Origin of the sequence: Sinorhizobium sp. CB7 (genome assembly GCF_041357635.1) — a bacterium.
Classification (GTDB): Bacteria; Pseudomonadota; Alphaproteobacteria; order Rhizobiales; family Rhizobiaceae; genus Rhizobium.
On the sequence record NZ_JAULLL010000026.1, the window covers coordinates 16,833 to 41,302 of the forward strand.

Consider the following 24,470-nt stretch of genomic DNA (forward strand, 5'->3'; position numbering starts at 1 on the left):
CCTGTTTGAGGCCAAGAGGCGGCAGACAATTATCAGGTGACGGAAAAGAACTGATTTCTTGGTCAGTTCAGTCATGCGGTCGCCTGGATCGGCGAAGAATTAGGACTGATCTCGTGTTCCATCACATTGTGAAACAGGGTCGCACTACCCATTTGCACATCGTCGAGGATGCCCCTCGTTGCCGCGAAGGGCTATCGATCTGTTCGACGCTTTTAAATTTTGGGAGACTTTATTCATGTCCATTTCGACCTATCGCCTGACGATCCCGGTTTTTCGCCGCGGTCTCGGCATACTCTCGCACTATCTCGACAAGATTGAAGCCTATGCACAGGAGAAGGGCATCGACGCCAGCGAGCTCGTCAATGCCCGGCTTGCGCCCGACATGCTCCCTCTCACCGGTCAGTACCAGCGTGTCACCGATACCGCCAAGTTCGCGATAGGCCGTTTGGCCGGCATTGAGACGCCGCGTTTCGAGGACAATGAAACGACCGTGGCCGAGCTGCGCGCTCGGCTCGCAAAGGCGGAAGCATTCTTCGCGACGATCACGCCGGAGGTACTGGAAGGCACCGAGAGCCGCGAGGTCAAGATCACGATCGCGAAAGTCGAAAGGACGATGTCCGGGCAGGACTATCTACTGACATTCGCTCTGCCGAACTTCTATTTCCATATCACGACGGCACACGGCATCCTGCGTAACCAAGGGCTACCGGTCGGCAAAATGGATTATCTCGGTTCGTTCGCTTGAAGGCTCAAGCCCCTCTTCGTTGCCGAGAGGGGCATTTCCTAATCCCCAGCCTTTCCGTATCCGCCGCCGGTCGGCGTGATGACCGTAAAGGCCTCGCCGGCTTCAAGGATCGTGTGGGCAGCACCGGGGAATTCCTCGACTCGTCCGTCGTTGCGGCGGACGAAATTGCGGCCGGTCTGTCCCGGTTCGCCACCGCTGGCTCCAAAGGGGGCGACTCGGCGATGGCCTGAGAGAATGGCGAAATCCAGTTTCTCACGAGTCCGGATCGTCCGCTGCGTACCATTGCCGGCCGACCATTTGCCGCGTCCGCCGGAATTCGGTCGAATATGGAAATCTTCCAGGACCACCGGGAAGCGGGTTTCGAGAATTTCCGGATCGGTCAGCCGCGAATTGGTCATATGGGTGTGGACCGCGTCGGCGCCGTTGAAGCCCGGCCCGGCCGGCGCACCGGAGCAGATCGTCTCGTAGTACTGGTATTGATCGTTGCCGAAGGTGAGATTGTTCATCGTGCCCTGTGCGGCGGCCATGGCGCCGACCGCGCCGAAGAGGCAGTTGGTGACAGCCTGGCTGACCTCGACATTGCCGGCAACCACAGCGGCCGGATAGCGCGGCGTCAGCATGGTTCCCTCAGGGATGATGATGCGGATCGGCCGCAGGCAGCCGGCGTTCATCGGGATGTCGGCCTCGACCAGAACGCGGAAGACGTAGAGCACGGCGGCGCGCGTCACCGGTTGCGGCGCATTGAAATTGTCGGCACGCTGTTCGGAGGTGCCGGTGAAATCCACCGTCGCCTCGCGCTTTTCCTTGTCGATGGTGATTTTGACGACGACCTTGCAGCCCTGGTCCATCTCGTAGCTGAATTCGCCGTCCGGCAGCCGGTCGAGAACGCGGCGCACACTCTCGGCGGCATTGTCCTGGACATGGCCCATATAGGCGTCGACGACATCCTCGCCGAAGAGGGCGATCATCTTCGAAAGCTCCGCGACCCCTTTCTCATTGGCGGCGACCTGCGCCTTCAGGTCGTTGACGTTCTGGGCAAGCGTGCGCACGGGGTAGCGAGCCCCGGTCAGAAGCTTCGAGAGTTCCTTCTCCCGGAAGCGTCCGCGATCGAGGAGCTTGAAATTGTCGATATAGACTCCCTCTTCCTCGATATGGGTGGCAAGCGGCGACATGGAACCCGGCGAGATGCCGCCGATGTCGGCATGATGGCCGCGGCTTGCGACCCAGAAGCGGATGCGGCTGCCTCTCTCGTCGAAAACCGGTGTGCAGACCGTCAGGTCCGGAAGATGCGTGCCGCCGTTATAGGGCGCGTTGATGAGGAAGACGTCGCCGGGATGGATTTCCGGATTTTCGCGGATGGCGGTTGCAACCGAAGCGTCCATCGAGCCGAGATGCACGGGCATATGCGGCGCATTGGCGACGAGATTGCCTTCGGCATCGAAGACGGCACAGGAGAAATCGAGCCGCTCCTTGATGTTGACCGAATAGGCGGTGTTCTGCAGCGTGACGCCCATTTGCTCGGCGATCGACATGAAGAGGTTGTTGAAGATCTCCAGCATGACGGGATCGGCCTTGGTGCCGATCGCAGTGCGTTCGGGAAGCGCCTTGATGCGGGTCAGGACGATATGATCCTTCGCCGTCAGCTTCGCCTGCCAGCCGTCCTCAACGACGATGGTCTGGTTCGGTTCGATGATGATGGCCGGGCCCGTCACGGTCTGGCCGGGGACGATCTGCCGGCGCAGCACGACGGCCGCATTGTGGCTTTCACCCTGTGAATAGAAATGCGTACGGCATGTCGCCGGGGCTTCATCGGCCGCATTCTCCCGGCCTTTGGCGTCGATCTCCGCTGCCGCGCCGCCGATCGCCTCGATCTCGACGGCATCCACGACCAGTGGCTTGTTCTCGGCCACAAAGCCAAAACGCCGCTTGTGCAGCACTTCGAACTGGCGCCTGAGGCGGTCGGCATCGTCCAGTTCAGGGAAACTCGCTTCGACGGCAATCAGGGTGTCGGTGCCGGCGTAGCGGATGTGGGCACGCGCTACCCTTTGGATGTCACCTTCCGCCACGCCCTGAGTCATGAGTTCAGGAACACATTCCGCCTGCAGTTCCTCGCCGAGGGCGGCAATTGCCGCGGGAGCGGCCTCGTCTAAGGAAACGCCGAGCGCCTTCTGCCGCGTCGAGCGAATGTCGGCGAGCCCCATGCCGTATGCCGACAGGAGGCCGGACATCGGATGCAGCAGAATGCTCTTCATGCCGAGCGCGTCGGCCACGAGGCAGGCATGCTGGCCGCCGGCACCGCCGAAGCAATTAAGTGCATAGCGCGTCACGTCATAACCGCGCTGCACGGAAATCTTCTTGATTGCCTCGACCATGTTGGCGACGGCGATGCGGATGAAGCCGTCCGCCACATCCTCCGGGCTGCGGCCATCGCCGATCTCGGCGGCGAGCGGCTCGAATTTCGCACGCACCGTCGCAAGATCGAGCGGCTGATCCTGGTTTGCGCCGAAGATCGCCGGGAAGAATTCCGGCAGCAGCTTGCCGGTCATGACGTTGGCGTCCGTAACGGCAAGCGGCCCGCCACTGCGATAGGAAGCCGGGCCGGGATAGGCGCCGGCGGAATCCGGTCCGACGCGGAAACGGTCCCCATCGAAATGCAGGATCGAGCCGCCGCCGGCCGCAACCGTATGGATCAGCATCATCGGCGCGCGGACGCGCACACCCGCAACCTCGGTTTCGAAGGCGCGTTCGTACTCACCATCGAAATGGGCGACATCCGTCGAGGTCCCGCCCATATCGAAGCCGATGACGCGGGAAAACCCGGCCTGTTCGCCTGTCCTGGCAAGACCGACCACGCCGCCTGCCGGACCTGACAGGATCGCATCCTTGCCCTGGAACATGTCGGCCGCGGTCAATCCGCCCGAGGACATCATGAACATGACGCGAGCGCCGGTGCGGGCGACATCCAGCTCTTGCGACACCTGCTGGACATAGCGGCCAAGTACGGGTGAGAGATAGGCGTCGACGACTGTCGTATCGCCGCGTCCGACCAGCTTGATCAGAGGCGAGACCTCATGGCTGACCGAGACCTGCTCGAAACCGATGGCGCGCGCGGCCTTCGCCACGGCCGCCTCATGGTCGGGATATTTGTAGGCATGCATGAAAACGATGGCGACGGCGCGATAGCCCTTGCGGCGCAGATCTTCGAGCGCGGCTCTCGCGGCTTGCTCGTCGAGTGCCTTCTCGATCGTGCCGTCGGCCAGCACGCGCTCTTCAATCTCGACGACTTCAGCGTAGAGCGCCTCCGGCTTCACGATCTCCGTCGCAAAGATCTTCTTGCGCTCCTGATAACCGATGCGCAGCGCGTCGCGAAATCCCTTCGTGGTGAGTAGCGCCAGCCGTTCGCCCTTGCGCTCCAGCAGCGCGTTTGTGGCAACGGTTGTGCCCATGCGGACCTCGCCGACTAACCCGGGGGGGATGGGTTCTCCGGTTGCGAGCCCGAGATGCAGGCGGATGCCGTGCACGGCCGCGTCGCGATAGGCATCAGGATTTTCGGAGAGAACCTTGCGTGCATGCAGTTCGCCTTCCGGATCCCGCGCGATCACGTCGGTGAAGGTACCGCCGCGGTCGATCCAGAAGTCCCATGTCCCGATTCCCGCTGTCCGCATGTCCGGTTCCTTTCGCGGTTTTGCCCATTTCCTAATCGTGATGAAAAGATGAGCGAGCCGTCATTGACAAAATGTCGATAAAATGATGACATAATTTCGTCAAGATGGGGAAGGGCAAATGTCGGCAGAACCGAAAAACGGTCGGACAGGTCACGAAAATGGAGAAAAAGGCTTGCCGAAGCATTTGCGGCCGGTGGCCTCGATCGGCCCAATCGTCTCGTCCGCGCATCTTGCCGAGGGCGGCTCCCCGGGCCTTTCGGAGGTCGAGTACGGGCTCATTCTCGCTTCGCATGCCTTCTCACGCTGGATGGTGCGCTGCATGGCGGCCGCCGGCCTGCCGGGTCTTTCACCGATGGAGGTGATGATCCTGCACTCGATCCGCCATCGCGGGCGTGAAAAGAAGCTTGCCGACATCTGCCTCGTGCTCGACATCGAGGACACCCATGTCGTTACCTATGCCATACGCAAGCTGGAGGCGGCCGGTCTGCTGACGACAGGCAGGGCAGCCAAGGAAAAGACCGTGAAGATCACGCAGAAAGGTGCGGAAGCCTGCAGCCGCTATGCGCAGATCCGCGAGCATCTCCTGGTCGATTCCACAGCCAATGCCCGTCCGCCGGAAGAAACGCTTTCCGAGATTGCCGCCGTGCTCCGCTTCATGTCCGGAGCCTTCAACCAGGCGGCACGCGCTGCCACGACCCTTTGAGGCGCGTTGCATGACCGAAACGAATGCGCTCCTTCTTTCCGTGGAAGATCTGTCCGTCGAGTTCGGCGCCTCGCGTGTCATCGAGAATCTCGGCTTTACCGTGGGGGCAGGACAGACGCTCGCGATCGTCGGCGAATCCGGCTCCGGCAAATCGGTGACGTCACTTTCCATCATGCGACTTGCCGATATGCTGGGTGCGCGCTATGCCTCCGGCCGTATCCTGTTCGACAGCAAGGCAGGACGGGTTGACCTGCTTGGCCTGCCGCAAAAACGAATGCAGGCGATCCGCGGCAAGGAGATCTCGATGATCTTCCAGGAGCCGATGACGTCGCTCAATCCGGTTTTTACGATCGGCGACCAGATTGCAGAGATTCTGAAGCTGCACGAAGGGAAATCGCATAGCGCGGCGCTGGCCGAAAGCAGGCGGCTGCTCGACATGGTGCGTCTGCCCGATGCGACCGACCTGCTTGTGCGCTATCCGCATCAACTCTCCGGCGGCATGCGGCAGCGGGTGATGATCGCCATGGCGCTCGCCTGCCGTCCGAGGCTGTTGATCGCCGACGAGCCGACGACTGCGCTCGACGTCACCATCCAGGCGCAGATCCTTCATACCTTGCGCGAGCTCCAGAAGGAGCTCGGCACAGCCGTCATCTTCATCACCCATGATATGGGCGTCGTCGCCGAGATGGCTGACGACGTCGTCGTCATGTGGAAGGGGAAAGCGGTCGAAAGGGGATCCGTGCTCGATATTTTCGAGAAGCCAACGAACCCTTACACACGCACGCTGCTTTCCGCCGTACCCAAGCTCGGCAGCATGACCGGCGAGGACTTTCCCAAGCGACTGCCATTGACCGTGCTCGATAATGGCGAGCCGAAGCTTTCAGGCTCCGAGCGCATTCAGAACACGGCGCGATACGATGCCGATCCCCTGCTTTCGGTTCGTGACCTCGTCGTGCGTTTCGACGTGAAGAAAGGACTGCTTGGGCGGGTGACGCACCGGGTCCACGCAGTCGAGAAGGTGAGCTTCGATATCCATCCGGGCGAAACGCTGGCGCTTGTCGGCGAATCCGGATCCGGAAAATCCACCATCGGACGCACGATTCAGCAGCTTCAGAAGGCAACCGCCGGCAATATCGCCTTTGCCGGAAAATCCCTGGCCGCCATGGGCATGGCCGAGCGGCAGAGGCTCAGGCAGGAAGTGCAGTATATCTTCCAGGATCCCTTTGCTTCGCTCGATCCACGCAAGACGATCGGCTTTTCCATCGCGGAGCCAATCCGTACACACGGCCTGCTCGATAACGGAAAGGAAATCGCGAAATCCGTCGATACCCTCCTCGAAAGGGTCGGTCTGAGCACCGCCCATGCGAGCCGCTATCCGCACGAGTTCTCCGGCGGACAGCGCCAGCGCGTCTGCATTGCCCGGGCGCTTGCCTCGAACCCGAAGCTGATCATCGCGGACGAGGCGCTCTCGGCGCTCGACGTCTCAATCCAGGCGCAGATCATCAACCTCTTCATGGAACTGCAGGAGGAGCGCGGCCTTGCCTACCTCTTCATCAGTCATGACATGGCCGTCGTCGAGAAGATGAGCCACCGCGTCGCCGTCCTATACCTCGGTCAGATCATGGAAGTCGGCAATCGCCGCCAGATATTCGAAACGCCTTCACACGATTATACACGCCGCCTTCTGTCGGCGGTGCCGATCGCCGATCCGCGGCGCAGAAAGAAGCATGTCGTCATGGATGGCGAAATTCCGAGCCCGATCCGCAAGGTTGGACATGAACCGCTCGTGCTTGGCCGGGAGGAGATAGCGCCGGGCCACTTCGTGGCACGCAGCGCATGAAGGCGTAGTTTGAACCGAAATTTTCAACAGGGAGCAAAAAGATGAAAATATTGGAAAGGGGAATACGAACGGCTCTCGTGGCGTTCGCCATGGCCGGAACGACATTTCTGACAGCGCCGGCATTTGCCGCCGGCAAGCTCGTCGTCTCATCGCCGCAGGATCCGGGCAGTTGGGATCCCATCGATACCTTCCTCGTCAACTGGGCTTCGGTCGCGACAAACATTTTTGACGGGCTCACTTATCGGGGTCCGGACCTGAAGCTCGTTCCAGGACTTGCCACCTCCTGGGAAGAATTGGACCAGGGCAAGCGCATCCGTTTCAAGCTGCGCGAAGGCGTCAAGTTCCATAACGGCGAGCCCTTCGATGCGGCAGCCGTCAAGTTCAGCTTCGACAGGCTTCTTGGCCCGGAAGGTGCGAAAGGCCCGCAGCAGTCGAACTACAATACGATCGCGAGCGTGGAAGTCATCGATGATAAGACCGTCGATTTCCATCTGAAGGCTCCCGATCCCGTCCTTCTGACCAAGCTCGCAAGCTATGGCGCCATGATCGTGCCACCGAAATATATCCAGGAGAAGGGCGACGATTATTTCAACGCGCATCCGGTCGGCACCGGTCCGTTCAAATTCGTCTCCTATGAGCCGAAGGTGAATATTCAGCTCGCCGCCAATTCCGACTATTGGGGCGGGGCGCCGAAGCTTTCCGAACTCGAATATCGCTTCATCGCCGAGCCGGCGACGGCGATCGCCGAACTACAAGCCGGCCGCGTCGATCTCGTGATCCCGCCCACGATCCCGATCGGCATGATCCCGACGATCCAGGGCGATTCCAAGCTCGAGGTCGTCACCTCGCCAGGACCGACGGTCTATGCATTGCGCTTCAACACCCGCGACGGCATCACCAAGGATCCGCGCGTGCGCAAGGCTCTCATCCTCGGCGTCGATCGCGATGCCATCATCAACTCGGTGCTCGCCGGCCAGGCATCGCCGATCGCAAGCTTCCAGGGCAAGCTTTCCTTCGGCTACGATCCGGCCATGAAGCCGTTGCCCTATGATCCGGAGCAGGCCAAGGCCTTGCTGAAGGAAGCAGGTGTGGCGCCGGGCGCCGAGGTGCAGATCGACCTTCGCGGCAATGAGGCGACCTTCATCGAAGTCGCGCAGGCGATTGCGGCCTATCTGCAGGTGATCGGCATCAACGCCACGATCAAGCCCTACGAAACCAACGTCCTGCTGAACGATATCATTCCGGCCGGCAAGACGGGGGCCATGTTCCAACAATCATGGGGCGGCTGGACGCTGGATTACGACAATACTGCGGTCGCCATGTATCACACCGGCGAAAAGTGGAACCCCTATGATAGCGATCCGAAGATGGACGAACTGCTGGCTTCGCAGCGCTCCATCACCGATCGCGCCCAGCGCGAGAAGGTTCTTCAGGAAATCGCACATTATGCGGCCGATCGCGCTCTGGAAATGCCCCTCTATAACCTGAACGCGATCTTCGGCGTCAGCAAGCGCGTGAAGAACTTCACGCCGGTTCCCGACAGCCGTCTGAAGCTGACCGACGTGACCGTCGAATAAGCAGCATCGACCGCCGCCTTTCCGATAGGGAAGGCGGCGACATCCAAAAAAAGGGAACGAGAAACTTGGCCGTATTTCTGATCAAACGCCTGCTGCAGGCGGTGTTCGTCGTAATCGCCGTAACACTGCTCGTCGCCTTTGCCATCAGGCTGACGGGCGATCCAGCCCTGATGCTGACCCAGGGCGCAGGCAGCGTGACGGAGGCCGATCTCGTGCGCATCCGCGAAGGGCTTGGTCTCAATCAACCCTTTCTTGTCCAGTACGCTAATTTCCTCAAGGGCATCGTGACACTCGATTTCGGCCGCAGCTTTCTCGGCGGTACGCCGGTTGCGCAGCTTATCGGCAAAGCATTGCCTGCGACCCTCTCCCTTGCCGTCGCGTCTCTGGTCATTTCGATCGTCATCTCCATTCCTCTCGGCATCAAGGCGGCGACGGCGCGCGGCAAATGGGCAGACCAGGCGATCCGCATCCTGTCTCTCGTCGGCCTGTCCTTTCCGAATTTCTGGCTTGCGACGATGCTGGTCCTGCTCTTCTCGATTACCTTCCGATGGCTGCCGCCGAGCGGCCTCGACAGCTCTTCGAGCTTCATCCTCCCGGCTGTCACGATGGGCATCATCCTGACGGCGACCAATGTGCGGCTGGTGCGCACCGCCATGCTGGAGACGCTGCAGTCGCAATACATCATGGTGGCGCGCGCCAAGGGGCTGAGCGAAAAGACCGTGCTCTACAAGCATGCGCTGCGTAACTGCGCCATTCCGCTGATCACCTATTTCGGGCTGCAGTTCGGCGGGCTCCTCGGCGGCATCGTGGTTGTCGAGCGCGTCTTCAACTGGCCGGGACTTGGAACGCTCGCCTTCGATGCGGTCGGCGCGCGCGACTATCCGGTGCTGCAGGCGGTCATAACCGTGCTTTCGCTGCTCATCGTCGGCGTCAATCTGCTGGTGGACATTGCCTATGGCCTCGTCGACCCGCGTATACGGACGGAGTAGGATCGATGGCTGTGGGCAATATTCCCTCACGTTTCAAGAACCTCGAATTCGTGCTCGGTGCGCTGCTGGTTGGCTGCATCTGCCTCGCGGTGCTGTTTTCCGGCACTCTCTTTCCTGGCGGGGCGGAGAAGATCGACCTGATGGCGCGGCTGGTGCCGCCCTTCGCGCGGCCGGCGCATGTTCTCGGCACCGATCCTCTCGGCCGCGACGTGCTGGCGCGCGTGGTGGCCGGGGGCCGGATCTCGCTGCTGGTTGGCTTCGTTTCGGTGGCGGGCGGCGTCGTTCTCGGCGTCCTCATGGGGCTGATTGCGGGCTATTATCGCGGTTTCTGGGATATGATCGTGATGCGCTTTGCCGATGTGCAGCTCGCGCTCCCCTTTATTCTGCTCGCCATCACCTTTATCGCGATCCTTGGAGGCGGGCTTGCGAACACCATCATCCTGCTCGTCGCATCGCAATGGGTGCAGTATGCGCGGCTTGTGCGGGGTTCTGTCCTGACCTTGCGCCAGCGGGAGTTCATCCTCTCGGCGCACGCGATCGGCGTGAAGGACTGGCGCATCATTGTCCAGCACCTGCTGCCGAATTTGATCGGTCCCGTTATCGTGCTGATGACGCTGAACGTGGCGACGAACATACTGCTTGAAAGCAGTCTCACCTTCCTCGGTCTCGGCATCGATCCGACGATCCCCTCGTGGGGCGGGATGCTGGCGGAAGGCCGGACCTACCTGCAGACGGCATGGTGGGTCAGCGTCTTTCCGGGGCTTGCCATCCTTCTCACCGTTCTCGGTCTCAATCTCCTTGGCGACTGGCTGCGTGACAGTCTCGACCCCACCGGCAGGACATCGACATGACATTGATTTTCGAAAGCCGCTTCGAGCGCACGCTGGATGCGCTCGTCTCCCGTCATGCTGGCGCCAAGGGGAGCAGGATCGAAGCCTGGCTTTTCGACGACGAAAAGAGCCGTCGGCGAGCCGAGCAAAAACTCGCGGAACGGGGCGTCGAGGCGCGTTTGCACAGCGCCTATAAGCCACTGCTTTCCTTCTTTCTGGAAGAGGTGGATGTTGCGGCATTCGCCGCAATCCATATTGTCTATCCAGTGCATCCGGCCTGCCCGAAAAACCGCTTCCTGCTGGAGACCTATCCGCTCGCCGCACTCGTCGGCGCGGCAAAGCTGACATTCGAGGCCGGAAGTGGGGGCGACCTCTTCTATCGGGTGCGGCTGACCGGCAAGGACGGGCGCAGCGAAACGAAGAAGGTCTTTGCGCCCAATCGGGTCCACACGGACTTCATCGGCGAGACTTTGCTGTCGCCGACTGGCTGGATCGCCCTCGATGCAGCCGGAGCGGGAGAGAGACTGAAGACGGATTACGAGACGTTGTTCGAAGCCTCGATGGAAGCAGTCATCGGTCATGATTGGGGAAAGAGCGAACCCTATTTCGACGAATTAAACGTCGCGGTCACCCTGCCGATCGAAGATAGACGTCTACCAGTCGGCGAAGAGGTGATCAGCCTGACCGAGGCGCTGCACGAGGATCTCTATTTCTCGCTGCTCGAAGTGTTTCAGAAGAAATCCGGCCGGCCGCTCGGGGATCGCGGATTGCAGCCCGGACAGATCATCCCGGAAATTCGCTTCGCCGAGGCAGCGCCTTCCGTACGCATCGTGACACGGCCCTTATCGACAACGGAAAGTACGGCCGATCACCAGCCGCTCGAATTGGCAAAAGCGCCGATATCCGCAGAGCAGGTCAGGGCGGAACTGGCTGCCGTCGGCGGCGTCGCCTTTGAGGCGCGCTCGCGGTCTGGCCGTGTCGTGGAGGCGCGTTACAAAGCGGGGAGCGACCAGGCCGTGATGATCAGCGGCGGTCAGCATCCGAACGAAACGACCGGCATCGTCGGCGCGCTCCGCGCCGCGCAGGAACTGGCCGGACGACCGGATGCGCATTTTACCGTCTCGCCGCTCGAGAACCCCGACGGCTATCAGGTGCATTGGCGGCTTCGGGCCGACAATCCCTTCCATATGCATCATGCTGCGCGTTACACCGCACTCGGCGACGATCTTGAATATCGTTCGGGAGAGCGGCTGTTCGAAAAGGCGATCCGCGTGGAGGCCGAGCGGCTCAGCGGCGCAAGGCTGCATGTCAATCTGCACGGCTATCCCTCGCATGAATGGACGCGACCGCTCTCCGGCTACGTGCCGCGCAACTTCGCCATGTGGACCTTGCCGAAGGGCTTCTTTCTGGTCATGCGCCACCATCCGGAATGGAGCGGGTTCGCTGAAGCGTTGGTCGACCGGGTCAGTGCGCGGCTTGCCGCCTTGCCGGGGCTCGTCGGCTATAATGATGCGCAGGTCCGCCTCTTCGAAACCCATGCGGGCGAGACCGGCTTCCGCATTATCAACGGCATCCCCTGCCTGATTTCGACGGACGACCGGCATACGGTGCCGCTGACGCTGATCACCGAATGTCCCGATGAGACGATCTATGGCGACGGCTTTATCGACGGCCACACGGCGCAGATGGAAACCGTGCTCGCCGCCTATGACGCGTTCCAGGAGCTCAGCGCTGTCGCTTAAAGGCTGGTCGCGTGAAAAGACATTCACACGATAGGCTTTAAGCTTTTGTTTTTATGCATATCGTTGCCGCAAACCGCTGCACACTTTTGCGCGACATGCATTAACGATCATCGTCCTTGTGAGATGCTCACCGGTCCGCTTTCGGTAAGTTCGGTATAGGCGAGCGTCTGGTCGAGATGTCGCGCGCGCCAGGAGAGAAGCTTTTCCGCATAGGCGAGCCGCATCGTCGCATAGGCGGGATCGGCGGCGCGGTTGTCGAGTTCCATCGGATCCTTGCCGAGATCGAAGAGCAGCGGCGGGAGGCCGGCGAAGTGGACATATTTGAAATGCTCGTCTCGGATCACGGCGAGATTGCATTCGTTGGAGCTGAGGCCGAAGTGACGCTCGGCGTCGCCATTGGTGATGTCGCGGAAATCGAACTCCCAGAAGACAGCTTCGCGTCGGCCCTGGGGGCAGTCTCCTGCGAGGTAGGGAAGCAATGAGCGGCCGTCGATGTGATTTCGAGGGGTGACGTCCAGCTGCTCACACAGTGTCGGGAAGATGTCCGCGGCGCTGGTGAAGTCATCGATCTGCCTCCCCATCACAGCCGGATGGCGCGGATCGCGAATGACAAGCGGAATATTGTAACTGCCGTCGAAGAAGCCACCTTTGCCGAGCATCCAGTGATCACCGGCCATTTCCGCGTGATCGGAAGTGAAGATGATCAGCGTATTGTCCCAGGCGCCGTGCTCCTTCAGCGCCTGCCAGATGCGGCCGAGCTGGGCGTCGACTTCCGCGATCATGCCGTAATAGATGGCGCGAATGGCGGCGAAATCCTCAGCAGTCCAGTCACTGACCTGACCTGTTGCGCCATGGATGAAGCTAGCCTTTTTAACCTGAGGCATGGCATAGGCGAGATAGGGATGGACGGCTTCTTCCGTCCTGCGGTCCTCGGCGCGTGCGAACGGCGCCCCATCTCCCGGCGCGAACATGGTGTTATAGGGCTCCGGCACTGAGAAGGGTGGATGCGGGCGCAGAAAGGAAACGTGGGCGAACCAGGGTGCATCCTGCTCGCCCAGCCAGCGGATGAATTCTCCAGCGAGGAAGGCTGTCTGTGTCTCATCCTTTGAATAGACGGGCGGGGCCGTCGAGATTTCTCCCGGCCCTGACCCGGTCGGAAGATGGACGTCGCGGGTAAAAGCATTGGCATGGCCGCGCGAACGTAGCCATGAAAGCCACTGTTTTTCATGCTCGGGCAGGAGCTGGCGCGGACTGAATCCGGGCAGCACCCCTTCGTAGGTCCTCAGATGCGGATCGCGGGCGTCCATGACGCGCGGATCCGGAGCCGTATCGGTATAGCCGAACAGTGTCGGATCGTAGCCGGCGCGTCTTGCGGCAAGCGCCAGGTTGTCGAAACGGGCATCAAGCGGCGAACCATTTCGGCAGACACGGTGATTCATCTGGTAAAGGCCGGTATAGAGCGTTGCCCGCGCCGGCGAACAGGGGGCTGCGCTGGCATAGTGTTGCCGGAAGAGAACACCTTCGCGGGCCAGCACATCGATGTTCGGCGTCTTCACGGATGGGTGGCCGGCGGCGGAAAGGCAATCGCCGCGCCATTGGTCCGCCGTGATAAGAAGAATGTTCGGCATAGGGCGCCCCCTGTTGTCCTCACCAGCGCGCCAGACCTAACCGAACTGTCTTACGGGAAAAAGACGAAGGGAACTGTGTAACAAGGATCGTCATCTCAAACGATCATCTTGCATGAAGTCTATTCCAGAACTCCGCCTAGTTCGACAAAGGCCGCGCCATTCCCGGGGCGATTCAACCGTTCGGATAATTGCGCGACTTTACCCTGACAAGGACCCTCCGACGGGATTTGTCCTCAATATCGCGATTGCTGATGGCAGCGATCGCCGTCGTCACGAAGGCGGAAGCAATAAGGATGACTACAGCGCTGCTTGCGAGAATTTCGGGCATATGCGGCTCCTTCTGAATGGTCGCTTCGGTCTGCCGACCGTCGCCTCTCCAGCTCTCCAAAAAAATATACGCCCTGATGCCTGTATGTCATAGATTTGACTTTGATGACCTATTGTCAATAAATTGTTGACAATTGGCTGAAAGAAAACGGGCGTTTTGACGCCCGTTTCCAGAAGGTGACAGCTGAAGATCAGCGGCACGGCGCCTCGTAACGGCGCCCGTAACGGTCTTGATAGATGCAATAGCCACGACGCTCGGTCGACCGGCCAATGAGAGCGCCAGCCAAGCCGCCGGCCACGGCACCGACGGCGGCTCCACCCCATTTATTGGTAACCGCACCCCCGATGATGGCGCCGCTTGCCGCACCGATCGCAGTGCCTTTTTCGGTCGCGGTGCAGGATGCCAGCGCGCCGACAATGGCGCAAATGACGACGAATTTTTTCATGATGCTACTCCCTTGGTTTCCCTGGCCTGTACTTCAGTCAAATGCGTCCCATCAAAACGAGTATGAGGATGATGATCAAAACCAGACCCAGTCCGCCCGACGGACCATATCCCCAGCCCCGACTATAACCCCAGTTCGGCAGAGCGCCGATCAGGAGAAGTATAAGAATGATAAGCAGTATAGTGCCAAGCATGACCTTATTCCTCTAACATGAACCTCAGTTGAACAAGAAAACTTCCGTTCCCGAAATTTGTTCCGTAAGTCCGGAAAGCCCACTTCTTCCAGAGGTTTGCTACGGTCCTTTACTTAGGCAGATAATTAACACCGGAGTTGGAATCCGGATTCCCCCAGCTTGGCCCGGATCTCATTATATGGTTAAAAAATCGTTTTAATACAATAGCTTGTGGTGAACGAAACGGGAAAATGCCGTTGTCCGTGATTCGTCAGCGATTCGTTCCGCTTTTGATCAAAAGGTTAATGTGCGTTCGGCGTGGAGCCGGTTAGTTGGTCGGAAACGGCTGGGACCTTTCAAAACCATCAAGAAAAGATGAATCCTGGCTGGTAAGAGGTTAAAAAAAAACATTCCGATGATGGAATTCCTCAAGCCGGCTATTCAGCATATGGATTTCAAGGGGCCACCACGATCTAGATGTAGTCATAAACAAAGCGGGAACATAGCTTGGTCTGTGATTCGTCTCTGATTCGTTCCGGCTTTGGCCAGATTCTTAACGCCGATGATTTTCCTGTTGGAATTCGCGCTCGATCAGAAAAAAATCTATTAGTATTTACAGTGCATTAACTTTCATTGTCCTGACGCTCATGCCCTCCCCGGAGAATGGTTAACGCATATTCGTTCCGACTCTAGAGCGATTCAGAGACGATTCAGGATGTGGTGGGAAATTTCGATTCAAAATCAATATATAGCGGTGAACAAAGCCTGAATCTCGCAGAGTCAGCGATTCGTCTCCGATTCGTTCGCAGGCTGTTCCGAATCTTAAGTCGCCTACCCGTAATGCCCTTAATCAATGGCACGGGACGGCTATGGATGTGCAGAATTCCTTGTCCACTCGCCAGTCTTTTTTCCATTCAGCTCTTGCGTTTGCGCGGCGGGCTGGCCATGTGTTCTCTGCTTCACCGGAGAGCTCACTTGACCTGAGCGCGTCCTGCGCTCACCTTTGACGGACCCATGACCCTGACTTCGCAGCCCACGATCCTGAGCGGACGCGGCGTGACCGCGGTGCTCGGACCGACCAATACCGGGAAGACGCATTATGCCATCGCGCGCATGGTTGCGCACGGCACAGGCGTAATCGGTCTGCCGCTGCGGCTGCTTGCGCGAGAGGTCTATACACGCGTCGTCGAGAAGGTCGGCGCACAGCATGTGGCGCTGGTGACGGGAGAGGAAAAGATCTCCCCGCCGAATGCACGCTTTTCCGTCTGCACAGTCGAGGCGATGCCGCGGGAAACGCGGGCCTCCTTCGTGGCGATCGACGAGGTGCAGCTTGCCGGCGATCTGGAGCGCGGCCACATCTTTACAGACCGGATCCTGCATTTGCGCGGCCGGGACGAGACATTGTTGCTCGGCGCCGGCACCATGCGGCCGATCCTCGAGCACCTGCTGCCAGGGATCACCGTTCTGGAGCGGCCACGCCTGTCGCAGCTCTTCTACGCGGGCCAGAAAAAAATAACGCGGCTGCCGCAGCGTTCGGCGATCGTCGCCTTTTCCGCCGACGAGGTCTATGCCATTGCCGAGCTCATTCGGCGACAGCGCGGCGGGGCGGCGGTTGTGCTCGGAGCGCTCAGTCCGCGTACCCGCAATGCCCAGGTGGCACTCTATCAGGCAGGCGATGTCGAGTATCTGGTTGCGACCGATGCTATCGGCATGGGGCTCAACCTCGATGTCGATCACGTCGCCTTCGCGCAGGACCGCAAGTTCGACGGGTACCAGTTCCGCAACCTCAATCCCGGTGAGATCGGACAGGTTGCAGGCCGCGCCGGGCGCTATCTGAAGGATGGTACGTTCGGTGTCACCGGACAGGTCGATCCCTTCGACGACGAACTGGTGCGGCGTATCGAGGCCCATGAGTTCGACAATGTGAAGGTCTTGCAGTGGCGCACGAAGGAGCTCGATTTTTCGTCCATCGCGGCATTGAAGGCGAGCCTGGAAGCGGCGCCGCGCGTGGCGGGATTGACTCGCGCGCTTCCTGCGGTCGATCAGCAGGCGCTGGAACATCTCTCCCGATACCCGGAAATCATTGACCTTGCTGACACGCCTGCCCGAGTGGAGAAGCTCTGGGAAGCATGTGCGCTGCCGGACTATCGCCGAATAACGCCGGCCCAACACGCCGATCTCATCTCCACCCTCTTTTCCGATCTCGTGCGCTATGGCACGGTGAATGAAGACTTCCTCGCCGAACAATGTCATCGTGCAGACAGAACCGATGGCGAGATTGACACGCTTTCGGCGCGAATCGCGCAGATAAGGACGTGGACCTATGTGTCGAACCGGCCAAACTGGCTTGCCGATCCGACACACTGGCAGGAAAAGACGCGGGAAATCGAAGATCGATTGTCCGATGCGTTACATGAACGGTTGACGAAACGCTTTGTTGATCGCAGGACATCTGTGCTCATGAAGCGCCTAAGAGAGAATGCGATGCTGGAAGCTGAAATCAGTGTGAATGGTGATGTCTTTGTAGAGGGGCATCATGTGGGGCAGTTGACCGGGTTTCGGTTTACACCTGTCTCGGGTGCGGAGGGACCGGACGCCAAGGCCGTGCAGACGGCCGCCCAGAAGGCGCTCGCTCTCGAGTTCGAAGCACGCGCTGCTCGTTTGCACGCCGCCGGTAACAGTGATCTCGCGGTGAGCGCCGATGGTCTCATCCGTTGGCTGGGCGATCCTGTTGCGCGCCTGTCGGGCAGCGATCACATCATGCGTCCGCGCGTGATCCTGCTTGCCGATGAGCAATTGACCGGCAATGCACGCGATCATGTTGCCGCTCGTATCGAGCGATTTGCCAACCATCATATCAGCACCGTCCTGAAGCCCTTGGACGACCTTTCCCGCGCCGAGGATCTGCAGGGGCTTGCCAAGGGCCTTGCCTTCCAGCTCGTCGAAAATCTCGGCGTGCTCTTCCGTCGCGACGTTACGGAAGAGGTGAAGTCGCTGGATCAGGATGCGCGCGCTTCCATGCGCCGCTATGGCGTACGTTTCGGGGCTTACCACATCTTCATGCCGGCGCTTCTGAAGCCCGCTCCGGCCGAGCTGATCACGCTGCTCTGGGCACTGAAGAATGACGGGCTGGACAAGCCCGGCTACGGCGATCTCATCCCGGTGCTTGCCGCAGGCCGGACGTCCGTGGTGACCGATCCAGGCTTCGAGCGCACCTTCTACAAGCTCGCCGGTTTCCGTTTCCTCGGAAAGCGCGCGGTTCGCATCGATATTCTGGAACGTCTGGCGGATCTCATCCGTCCGCTGCTGCAGTGGAAGCCAGGTCAGGCTTCCCGTCCGGAAGGCGCCTATGACGGCCGTCGCTTCACGACGACGACCGCGATGCTCTCGATTCTCGGCGCGACGCTCGAGGATATGGAAGAGATCCTGAAGGGCCTCGGCTACCGCGCTGATCAGATCAAGGCGGAGGATGCCGCGGCATTCCTGGCTCAGCAGGACGCCTCCTCGGCTCCGGCTTCCGAGACTGTGGAAGCAGCAGACAAGGCGGATCATGACGATGCCGACAGCGCAAGCGATGAGCCGGCTACTGAAACTGCGAATGCCGACGCCCCGGCTTCCGCGGAAGCCGCGCCCGCGCCTTCGGACGCAGCGACCGGCGACGGGCCAATGGAACCTGTCGAGCCGAAGCCCGTTCTTCTTTGGCGCCTGGCCGGTCGTGGCGACAATCAGCAGCGCAATGGGCAGCAGCGCAATGGGCGTCCTCATGGCGAGCGTCGCAACGGCGGGCAAGGTCAGCATGGCAACCGGCGTCAAGGCGAGCAGTCGGGCGATGGCGCTCGCGAGGGTCGTGACAATCGCGGGCATCGCGGCAAGGACGGCAGACCGCAGCATCAAGGCAATCGCAGCGACCGAAACGAACAGCGCGGCGAGCGGCAGGAGCGTGGCGAGCGCAAGGATCGCAACGACCGCAACAACCGCGGCGGGGCACAGCCGCTTCGCTTCGAGGCGAAGCCGCCACGCAAGGAGAAGCCGATCGATCCGGATTCCCCCTTCGCCAAGCTTGCGGCGCTCAAGGAGCAGATGAAGAAGTAGATCATGACGGAGAAACAGCCACAGACCGGTTCGCGCCAGCGTATCGACAAGTGGCTGTTCTTTGCCCGCATGACGAAGTCCCGCTCGCTGGCGCAGGCCCATATCCAATCCGGCCATGTGAGGATCAACGGCGAGCGAGTGGCGCAGCCGAGCCAGGCCGTCAAACCGGGCGATCGGATCGAGCTCTCGTTCGAGCGGCGTGACGTGGTGCTCATCGTCCGGCTGCCGGGAACACGGCGTGGCCCCTTCGAGGAGGCACGGCTCCTCTATGACGACCTGACGCCGCCGCCAGGTGAGACAAAACGTCTCACTCCTTACGAACAGGCGATCCGTGCCCGGGGGGCCGGTCGGCCAACGAAGAAGGAGCGGCGGGCAATCGACCGGCTCATTGTCGACGAGGAATAGGCTTTCCGTGGAAAACTCTCTTCGCGGCGGGCCGATTTCTGGATTGTTTATCCTTGAAATCGGTCGATAAAGCCGGTACCTGACAATCAACTTGCCGGAGGACGTGCGTGTTCCCGATGCGCATCCGTATGTCCGCTCCGGCGCGAGGGGAGGCGACGTTCCAGGTCGCCTGGCCTCTCAAGAGGAAATTCCTGGAGTCCCCTCATGACATATGTCGTGACCGATAATTGCATTCGCTGCAAGTATACCGATTGCGTGGAAGTCTGCCCTGTCGACTGTTTCTATGAAGGAGAGAACTTTCTCGTCATTCATCCCGATGAATGCATCGATTGCGGCGTCTGTGAACCTGAATGTCCCGCCGAAGCCATCAAGCCCGACACTGAGCCGGGCCTCGACAAGTGGCTGAAGCTTAATGCCGAATACGCCTCCATCTGGCCGAACATCACGGTCAAGCGCGATGCGCTGCCGGAAGCCAAGGAGATGGACGGCGTGGAAGGCAAGTTCGAGAAATATTTCTCTTCCAATCCCGGTTCCGGCGACTGATCAGACGTCGTCGAAGCGGGTTTTGGGAGGCCGTCGGGGCCCGAAATGCCTCATGGCGGATCGGGTGAAGCGATATGCCGCGGGGGACCGCGGCAAAGCAAATTATTGATTTCCTCATATTTTTGTGATAGGTTGCCGACACTGATCCATTTGCGGCATAACGCATGCCCAAAAACCATCACGAAAGTAAAAGCAATCCACACGCGGTTTCCGTGACATATCAATGCCTTGACCTGTCGGATCCCTGATCGCGATGAATGGAAATATTTTGCTTCTGTCTGGCTGGACCAGAGCCAAGTCACCCGACGGGAAAGGCCGTCTCATCCGGGCCTGACTGACCCGGCCCCGGTATCAGTACCGGGTGCGTAACAGGGAGTTTTTGAGAAGTATGACGACCCAGCAGAAAAAGCCTTCAGCACGCCATGGTTTCAAGACCGGTGAGTCGATTGTGTATCCCGCTCATGGCGTGGGTACCATCACGGCCATCGAAGAGCAAGAAGTTGCAGGAATGAAGCTCGAACTTTTTGTCATCGACTTCGAGAAAGACAAGATGCGTCTGAAGGTTCCGGTTGCCAAGGCAATGAGCATCGGCATGCGCAAGCTTTCCGAGACGGATTTCGTCGATCGCGCGTTGAAGGTTGTCCAGGGCAAAGCACGTATCAAGCGCACCATGTGGTCGCGCCGTGCGCAGGAATATGATGCAAAAATCAATTCCGGTGATCTTATCTCGATCGCTGAGGTGGTTCGCGATCTCTACCGGGCCGAAAACCAGCCCGAGCAATCCTATTCCGAGCGTCAGCTCTATGAAGCTGCACTGGACCGGATGGCCCGTGAAATTGCAGCCGTGAACAAGATGTCCGAGACCGAAGCTGTTCGCCTTGTCGAGACCAACCTCAACAAGGGTCCCAAGCGTGGCAAAGTGGTCGAAGAGGACGATTCTCAGGACGAAGCCGCCTAAGGCAACCCTAAATTCTCATTGAAAAAAACCCGGCCTAGAGCCGGGTTTTTTTTGGAACTTTTTCCCCCTTCGCGCGTTTCACTTTCGTATCTGTGGGCTTGTTGCGGGAAAGGGGCTTCCCGCTTCGGGCCTGTGCATTTGAAACAGGTTCCAGAGGAGCGGGTAATGCGACGTCAATCCAGCCTTCTTTTTTGGGCGAAGAGGCAAGAGCGGCGTAATGGCGCTGTTTAGATGACATATAGGGCCGGCTCCCCATAAATCTAGAGCCGCCTGGGACTGCATTAAAATTCGGATTTTGATCTGGGCAGCGATGCCCGGAAACGATGTTTGCCGCCTTTTCACTACTTACGGCACGAGGCCGAGGCTTTTAAGGAGACCGAAATGAAGAACGTGTCTGCAGATCGACGCATGATCAAGATTGCGATGGCCGCTCCTTATCTCGCCCGCGACGAGGAGCATGATCTCGCCATCCGCTGGAAAGATCATGAGGATCGCAGCGCTCGCAACCAAATTGCCATGGCACATATGCGCCTGGTGATTTCCATGGCGGGCAAGTTCCGCAATTTCGGTCTGCCAATGAGCGATCTCGTTCAGGAGGGTTATGTCGGTCTGCTGGAGGCAGCCGCCCGCTTCGAGCCCGAGCGTGACGTCCGTTTCTCTACCTATGCGAGCTGGTGGATTCGGGCTTCGATCCAGGATTATATCCTGCGCAACTGGTCCATCGTGCGCGGCGGAACGAGTTCGGCGCAGAAGGCACTCTTCTTCAATCTGCGACGGCTGCGCGCCAAGCTTGCGCGCGGCGACACCCAGCTTACCGTCCAGTCTATCCATCAGGAAATCGCGATGGCCCTCGGTGTCAGCCTTGCCGATGTGCAAACCATGGATGCCCGGCTTTCAAGCAATGACGCGTCCCTACAGGCCCCCTCGGTTTCCGGCGATGCCGATAGCGCGGAGCGCATGGACTTTCTCGTCAGTGACGATCCCCTTCCGGACGAACAGGTTTCAAATATGATCGACGGCGAGCGACGCCGTGTGTGGCTCGCTTCTGCGCTGAAACATCTGAACGAGCGCGAGATGAAGATCATCCGGGCCCGGCGACTTGCCGAGGAAGGTGCCACGCTAGAAGAGCTTGGCGCGGACCTCGGTATCTCCAAGGAACGCGTCCGCCAAATTGAAAGCCGCGCAATGGAAAAGCTGCGCTCCGCGCTGGTTTCGGCCAATCCGCAGATGGCAAGCTACGCTTAGGTGCGAGCTTTCTGCGGGTCCGTTTGAACGCTGCGCCCGAGCACATCCTGTGCCTCGCGATGCACTTGTCATTCTGAAATTATCTTGACCTTGTCGCCGGGCAGGACCGAGGCGCCCGTCGGCAGCGCGTTTATCAGCTTGAACAGGTCTAGCTTGCGATCGGTGCCCATCATGCGTGCGGCAAGGGTAGTGATGTTCTCGCCGGGCTGCACTGTGACCACACGGACGCGAAGCGGCTTCAGCGATGCCGCCTCTTCCGGCGTCATGCGGCGGAAACTTGCGCGCAGAACATCCGCGGTCTGCGCCAGTGCCTGGCTGCCTTTGGGGACGGCGGTCAGGAAACGGAAGATCTGCTGCTGATTGCGCACCACCGTCACGTCGAAATCCCAGCGATCCGCGGTCGCGCGCGCGGTTGCGGCTTCCATGCCATTGACGGTAATCGAACGAATGGTGGACGGATCAAGCCCGGTCACCCAGCCGCTGGAAATATAGTTCCTCAGACTCTGACGTTGAGAATCGGCAACGCCGTCGAAACGAATCGCGATGTCGCCGGGTCCCGTCGCCAACACGGCTTCGACCTTGTTGTCGATGCGGAAGTCCGGCGGGACGTCGAAGCGGATGCCGAGGCCGCCATGCAGGAATGTCTGGCCGCGCACATAGCCTTCTTCCGGACTGTCGCCGTAGAGAAGCCCGTCGATTCCGGCAAGATAATAGTCCCGTCCCTTGTCGCCGACCGTTCCCTCCTGTCCAAAGGCGCGCGCATGATCGCGTGCGAGCTCGATGCGCTGCGGTGTGTTCGGATGGCTGGAAAGAAAGTCGAGGCTCTGGTCGGCATCCGGATCAACGGACATAAATCGGCTGTAGGCGGCCATGGAATCCAGAAAACGCGCCGCCGCATAGGGATCATAACCGGCTTCGCCGAGCATGCGCACGCCGATCACATCGGCTTGAAGCTCCTGCTGGCGCGAGAAGGCGGCGAGCCTGAGCTTGCCGCGGGCCAAAGCCTGCTTGCCGGCAAGGTCGCTCGAAAGCACTTCGGCCACGACGCGGCTGGCGATCACTTCGGCCTCTTCCCGCTTCTGGCGCTCGATACCGTGGTTCGCAGTCACATGGCCCATCTCATGGGAAAGAACCGCAGCGACCTCAGAAGCATCGTTGGCGAGCGCCAGCAATCCGCGCGTCACATAGAGATATCCGCCCGGCAGCGCGAAGGCGTTGATGGCAGGCGAATTCAGGATGGTGATGCGATAGGATTGGCTCGGGTTTTCCGATACCGCGGTCAAGGCGCCTGCGATGCGGGCGACAAGTCTTTCGGTCCTGGCATCCTTGTATTCGCCGCCATAGCTCGCAACGATGCGTGGATGTTCGCGGGCGCCCATCTGCGCGCGTGGATCGTTCTTTTGCACCTCATCGACGATCTGGGGGGTCGCGGAGGGTGAAACTGCCGGCTGATAGGACTGGTCGAGGAGCGATTGACAGCCGTTGAGGGCGACCGCCATCACCAGGGCGGTTGCTAGCCGCGGGAAGGGGATGAACGATAAAGAGCGAGAAAAACCGGCATCGGAAAGTCGCGAGGCTGTCATCTTGTCCAGTCTGTTCTTTCCATCCATCTGCATCGGTTCCGGTCCAGTGCCCGCTTGCGCCGGCCGCCGCCGTGATCAGTTTTGCCTGTCCCCGCTTCTGCTCCCAATTCTCCGCGGATAAATCAGCCTGCTCTAGCCGATTTCCGTATCAGTTGCATAGCGATTCTCTAATTAATTGTAGCGCCGTTGCACTTTAGCAAGCATGGCGTCGCACAATTGGCCTCTCTGGCAACAACCAAATTATGGCGAAAATTCCGTCCAACTGCCGCAATTTCCTTCATCCGCGCAGAAATAGGGCAAGAGAGGCGATATCGGGACGTGCGATGAACTCCTCAATCGGAGCCGAAAGCCTGATCTCACCTGCCTCGATGAAAAGGGCGTGGTCCGCAAGGCGGCGCACTTCGCCCGGATCATGGGAGACGATGAGGACCGTATTGCGCTTTTCCCTATGAAGTTCCAGCAGCAGCTCGACCATGCCGGAGCGCAGCCCGGGATCGAGCGCGGCAAAAGGTTCGTCGAGCATCAACACCGGTCTTTGCCGGACGAGGGCGCGGGCGAAGGCTGCCCGCTGCCGCTCGCCGCCGGAAAGGGTGGTGGGAATGCGCCGCTCAAAACCTTTGAGACCGACCCGGGCAAGGGCTTGCTGGATGCTCTCCCGGTCCGCCGACGAAAGGTGCATCGAAGGGTTGATGCCGAGGCCGATATTGGTGAAGAGATCGAGATGGGCGAAAAGATTGTTGTCCTGGAAGACGAGTGACGCCGGCCTTTGCGCAGGATGCCACGCGGTGACATTCTCGCCCATCAGCAGAATCTCGCCTTCATCGGGAGTTTCAAAGCCGGCTAACAGATTGAGAAAAGTAGATTTTCCGGAACCGGAGGGGCCGGTTACGGCGATAACGCCACCTGAAGGCAGATCGCAATCGAAACGGAAGCAATGTGTCCCGAGCCGCAACCGGACATCCCGCATGATGATGCCGCGG

The 24,470-nt window shown here is 59.8% G+C and carries 19 protein-coding genes; 12 read left to right on the plus strand and 7 right to left on the minus strand.

Annotated elements, in window-relative coordinates; translation table 11 throughout:
- Positions 1–235 precede the first annotated feature (235 nt).
- Positions 236–745, plus strand: coding sequence for a DUF1993 family protein (locus AAE029_RS32500; RefSeq protein WP_371077057.1), 510 nt, complete (start codon positions 236–238; stop codon positions 743–745).
- Positions 746–783: 38 nt separating this feature from the next.
- Here the strand turns inward: AAE029_RS32500 and AAE029_RS32505 are convergent, their stop codons facing one another.
- Positions 784–4,410 carry a hydantoinase B/oxoprolinase family protein gene (locus AAE029_RS32505; protein ID WP_371077058.1) on the minus strand — a complete coding sequence of 1,209 codons (3,627 nt, stop codon included), beginning with the start codon at positions 4,408–4,410 and terminating at the stop codon, positions 784–786.
- A gap of 118 nt (positions 4,411–4,528) precedes the next feature.
- Here AAE029_RS32505 and AAE029_RS32510 point away from each other — a divergent pair, with 118 nt between their 5' ends.
- The 6 genes from AAE029_RS32510 (at position 4,529) to AAE029_RS32535 (ending at position 12,091) form a co-directional block, all read left to right on the plus strand.
- Entirely contained in the window at positions 4,529–5,113 is a 585-nt protein-coding gene (locus tag AAE029_RS32510) for a winged helix DNA-binding protein (protein ID WP_371077059.1), read from the plus strand.
- A 10-nt stretch (positions 5,114–5,123) separates the two neighbouring features.
- Positions 5,124–6,953: a dipeptide ABC transporter ATP-binding protein gene (locus AAE029_RS32515; protein ID WP_371077060.1), complete on the plus strand. Its 1,830-nt coding sequence runs from the start codon at positions 5,124–5,126 to the stop codon at positions 6,951–6,953.
- 89 nt (positions 6,954–7,042) lie between these two features.
- Positions 7,043–8,530: an ABC transporter substrate-binding protein gene (locus AAE029_RS32520; RefSeq protein ID WP_371077102.1), complete on the plus strand. Its 1,488-nt coding sequence runs from the start codon at positions 7,043–7,045 to the stop codon at positions 8,528–8,530.
- A gap of 65 nt (positions 8,531–8,595) precedes the next feature.
- Positions 8,596–9,519 (plus strand): ABC transporter permease, encoded by a 924-nt coding sequence (locus AAE029_RS32525; RefSeq protein ID WP_371077061.1) that lies wholly within the window; start codon positions 8,596–8,598, stop codon positions 9,517–9,519.
- A gap of 5 nt (positions 9,520–9,524) precedes the next feature.
- On the plus strand, positions 9,525–10,370 hold the full coding sequence (locus AAE029_RS32530) for an ABC transporter permease (RefSeq protein WP_371077062.1): 846 nt from the start codon (positions 9,525–9,527) through the stop codon (positions 10,368–10,370).
- The gene (locus tag AAE029_RS32535) at positions 10,367–12,091 is read left to right on the plus strand and encodes a M14 family metallopeptidase (RefSeq protein WP_371077063.1); all 1,725 of its coding nucleotides are present in this window, start codon (positions 10,367–10,369) and stop codon (positions 12,089–12,091) included. Before AAE029_RS32530 ends, AAE029_RS32535 begins: the two co-directional genes overlap by 4 nt.
- A 107-nt stretch (positions 12,092–12,198) precedes the next feature.
- Here AAE029_RS32535 and AAE029_RS32540 read toward each other — a convergent pair whose 3' ends face one another.
- From AAE029_RS32540 to AAE029_RS32555, 4 genes are all read right to left on the minus strand, one after another.
- On the minus strand, positions 12,199–13,719 hold the full coding sequence (locus AAE029_RS32540; protein WP_371077064.1) for an alkaline phosphatase family protein: 1,521 nt from the start codon (positions 13,717–13,719) through the stop codon (positions 12,199–12,201).
- A 172-nt stretch (positions 13,720–13,891) separates the two neighbouring features.
- Positions 13,892–14,047: a hypothetical protein gene (locus tag AAE029_RS32545; RefSeq protein WP_371077065.1), complete on the minus strand. Its 156-nt coding sequence runs from the start codon at positions 14,045–14,047 to the stop codon at positions 13,892–13,894.
- Between the two features lie 190 nt (positions 14,048–14,237).
- Positions 14,238–14,495 carry a YMGG-like glycine zipper-containing protein gene (locus tag AAE029_RS32550; protein ID WP_371077103.1) on the minus strand — a complete coding sequence of 86 codons (258 nt, stop codon included), beginning with the start codon at positions 14,493–14,495 and terminating at the stop codon, positions 14,238–14,240.
- Positions 14,496–14,529: 34 nt separating this feature from the next.
- Positions 14,530–14,685 carry a DUF3309 family protein gene (locus AAE029_RS32555; RefSeq protein WP_371077066.1) on the minus strand — a complete coding sequence of 52 codons (156 nt, stop codon included), beginning with the start codon at positions 14,683–14,685 and terminating at the stop codon, positions 14,530–14,532.
- A gap of 993 nt (positions 14,686–15,678) precedes the next feature.
- Between AAE029_RS32555 and AAE029_RS32560 the strand changes: the two genes are divergently transcribed.
- The 5 genes from AAE029_RS32560 to AAE029_RS32580 all read left to right on the plus strand — a co-directional run bounded on the left by AAE029_RS32560 (position 15,679) and on the right by AAE029_RS32580 (position 21,907).
- Positions 15,679–18,756 carry a helicase-related protein gene (locus AAE029_RS32560; protein WP_371077067.1) on the plus strand — a complete coding sequence of 1,026 codons (3,078 nt, stop codon included), beginning with the start codon at positions 15,679–15,681 and terminating at the stop codon, positions 18,754–18,756.
- Positions 18,757–19,161, plus strand: coding sequence for an RNA-binding S4 domain-containing protein (locus tag AAE029_RS32565; RefSeq protein ID WP_371077104.1), 405 nt, complete (start codon positions 18,757–18,759; stop codon positions 19,159–19,161). It abuts the gene before it with no gap.
- 204 nt (positions 19,162–19,365) lie between these two features.
- Positions 19,366–19,704 (plus strand): ferredoxin FdxA, encoded by a 339-nt coding sequence (gene fdxA, locus AAE029_RS32570; RefSeq protein WP_371077068.1) that lies wholly within the window; start codon positions 19,366–19,368, stop codon positions 19,702–19,704.
- Positions 19,705–20,092: 388 nt separating this feature from the next.
- Positions 20,093–20,662 carry a CarD family transcriptional regulator gene (locus AAE029_RS32575; protein ID WP_371077069.1) on the plus strand — a complete coding sequence of 190 codons (570 nt, stop codon included), beginning with the start codon at positions 20,093–20,095 and terminating at the stop codon, positions 20,660–20,662.
- A gap of 381 nt (positions 20,663–21,043) precedes the next feature.
- The gene (locus tag AAE029_RS32580) at positions 21,044–21,907 is read left to right on the plus strand and encodes an RNA polymerase factor sigma-32 (RefSeq protein WP_371077070.1); all 864 of its coding nucleotides are present in this window, start codon (positions 21,044–21,046) and stop codon (positions 21,905–21,907) included.
- Positions 21,908–21,975: 68 nt separating this feature from the next.
- On the opposite strand, the gene AAE029_RS32585 is transcribed toward AAE029_RS32580, so the two are convergent.
- On the minus strand, positions 21,976–23,406 hold the full coding sequence (locus AAE029_RS32585) for a M48 family metalloprotease (RefSeq protein ID WP_371077105.1): 1,431 nt from the start codon (positions 23,404–23,406) through the stop codon (positions 21,976–21,978).
- A gap of 361 nt (positions 23,407–23,767) precedes the next feature.
- Positions 23,768–24,457: an ATP-binding cassette domain-containing protein gene (locus AAE029_RS32590; RefSeq protein ID WP_371077106.1), complete on the minus strand. Its 690-nt coding sequence runs from the start codon at positions 24,455–24,457 to the stop codon at positions 23,768–23,770.
- Positions 24,458–24,470 lie beyond the last annotated feature (13 nt).

Excerpts from the sequence above, each read along its gene's own strand:
- AAE029_RS32500 (WP_371077057.1), top strand. The coding sequence starts at position 236 with ATGTCCATTTCGACCTATCGCCTGACGATCCCGGTTTTTCGCCGCGGT.
- AAE029_RS32505 (WP_371077058.1), bottom strand. The coding sequence starts at position 4,410 with ATGCGGACAGCGGGAATCGGGACATGGGACTTCTGGATCGACCGCGGC.
- AAE029_RS32510 (WP_371077059.1), top strand. The coding sequence starts at position 4,529 with ATGTCGGCAGAACCGAAAAACGGTCGGACAGGTCACGAAAATGGAGAA.
- AAE029_RS32515 (WP_371077060.1), top strand. The coding sequence starts at position 5,124 with ATGACCGAAACGAATGCGCTCCTTCTTTCCGTGGAAGATCTGTCCGTC.
- AAE029_RS32520 (WP_371077102.1), top strand. The coding sequence starts at position 7,043 with ATGGCCGGAACGACATTTCTGACAGCGCCGGCATTTGCCGCCGGCAAG.
- AAE029_RS32530 (WP_371077062.1), top strand. The coding sequence starts at position 9,525 with ATGGCTGTGGGCAATATTCCCTCACGTTTCAAGAACCTCGAATTCGTG.
- AAE029_RS32535 (WP_371077063.1), top strand. The coding sequence starts at position 10,367 with ATGACATTGATTTTCGAAAGCCGCTTCGAGCGCACGCTGGATGCGCTC.
- AAE029_RS32540 (WP_371077064.1), bottom strand. The coding sequence starts at position 13,719 with ATGCCGAACATTCTTCTTATCACGGCGGACCAATGGCGCGGCGATTGC.
- AAE029_RS32545 (WP_371077065.1), bottom strand. The coding sequence starts at position 14,047 with ATGCCCGAAATTCTCGCAAGCAGCGCTGTAGTCATCCTTATTGCTTCC.
- AAE029_RS32555 (WP_371077066.1), bottom strand. The coding sequence starts at position 14,685 with ATGCTTGGCACTATACTGCTTATCATTCTTATACTTCTCCTGATCGGC.
- AAE029_RS32560 (WP_371077067.1), top strand. The coding sequence starts at position 15,679 with ATGACCCTGACTTCGCAGCCCACGATCCTGAGCGGACGCGGCGTGACC.
- fdxA (WP_371077068.1), top strand. The coding sequence starts at position 19,366 with ATGACATATGTCGTGACCGATAATTGCATTCGCTGCAAGTATACCGAT.
- AAE029_RS32575 (WP_371077069.1), top strand. The coding sequence starts at position 20,093 with ATGACGACCCAGCAGAAAAAGCCTTCAGCACGCCATGGTTTCAAGACC.
- AAE029_RS32580 (WP_371077070.1), top strand. The coding sequence starts at position 21,044 with ATGAAGAACGTGTCTGCAGATCGACGCATGATCAAGATTGCGATGGCC.
- AAE029_RS32585 (WP_371077105.1), bottom strand. The coding sequence starts at position 23,406 with ATGGCGGTCGCCCTCAACGGCTGTCAATCGCTCCTCGACCAGTCCTAT.
- AAE029_RS32590 (WP_371077106.1), bottom strand. The coding sequence starts at position 24,457 with ATGCGGGATGTCCGGTTGCGGCTCGGGACACATTGCTTCCGTTTCGAT.